Source organism: Nonomuraea lactucae (assembly GCF_003313395.1).
In the GTDB taxonomy this organism is placed as follows: domain Bacteria; phylum Actinomycetota; class Actinomycetes; order Streptosporangiales; family Streptosporangiaceae; genus Nonomuraea; species Nonomuraea lactucae.
Genome location: NZ_QNFZ01000393.1, coordinates 1 through 918, shown reverse-complemented (window position 1 = coordinate 918; position 918 = coordinate 1). Strand labels below are relative to the sequence as shown.

Genomic DNA, 918 nt, shown 5'->3' with positions numbered 1-918 from the left:
GGTGCCGCCGGACGGCGACCTGAACGTGGCGAGCGTGCGGGCGGGTGGCTCGAAGGCGCCCGTCCTCCGGCCCTCCGAAGCGCCCGGCTTGCGGCCCTCGGTAAGGCCCGGCCTCCGGCCCTCCGTACGGCCCGGCTTGCGGCCCTCCGAAGCGCGTGGCTTCCGGCTCTCCGATCCGGCGCCCGGCCTGGGCGTGCGGCGCTCGGGTGTGCGGCGCTCGGGTGCGCGGTGCTCCGGAGTACCGCGCTCGGAGGTGTGCGGCGAGGCGGTGTGGGACCCGGCGGTGTGCGACTCGGAGGCGCGTGGGTCCGGGTTGCGGGGGGCGGGAGAGGGCGGCATCCGGTACACCGGCTCGGCCGCGCGCGCACCCCGTTCCCGAGGGGTGAACAGGCTGCCGGACGCGGGCGCGGCCGGGCTCTGCGTGGCGCGGGCAGGCGGCCTGTGGGGCGGGAAGTCGATCACCGCGGGCAGTTCCTGCGTCTCCTGCTCGTCGTCCAGCACGTCGCCCGGGGCCGGACGTGGCAGGTAGAACTGCCTTTCGCGGGCACCGCTCTGGGCCGCGACCCCGGGGAACGGCTCCCACGAGCCGGTGGAGAACGGCTGCGAGGGGCGGGTGGACGGCTGCGGGAAGCGAGGGGACGGCCGGGAGGAACGAGGGGACGGCCGCGAGGAGCGGGGGGAGAACGCCTCCCAGCGGCCCGCCGTGTCGGTCGGTGCCAGCGGGTCGCGCACCTTGGGCATCGGCTCGGTGGTCGCGTCGTGGGACGGCCTGGTCGTCGGCGACGGCGGCGCGAGGAGCTCGGCGGGGAAGATGTGGGTGGTCGTCGCCGGATCACGGCGTTCGTTCAGGGGTAAGGGCCACTCTGGCGTGACCGGCCATCGCGGCCTGGCCGACGGCGGCGCCGTGGCGCGCGCCCG

2 protein-coding genes are annotated in these 918 nt (G+C 77.1%); one reads left to right on the top strand and one right to left on the bottom strand.

Annotated elements, in window-relative coordinates; all coding sequences use genetic code 11:
* Positions 1-741, bottom strand: a 741-nt coding sequence (locus tag DQW85_RS22145; protein ID WP_205315312.1) for a hypothetical protein, incomplete at its 3' end; no start/stop codon positions are given.
* Between DQW85_RS22145 and DQW85_RS45990 the strand changes: the two genes are divergently transcribed.
* Positions 734-918, top strand: a 185-nt coding sequence (locus DQW85_RS45990; protein WP_205315311.1) for a hypothetical protein, incomplete at its 3' end; no start/stop codon positions are given. The two genes, DQW85_RS22145 and DQW85_RS45990, sit on opposite strands and share 8 nt — an antisense overlap.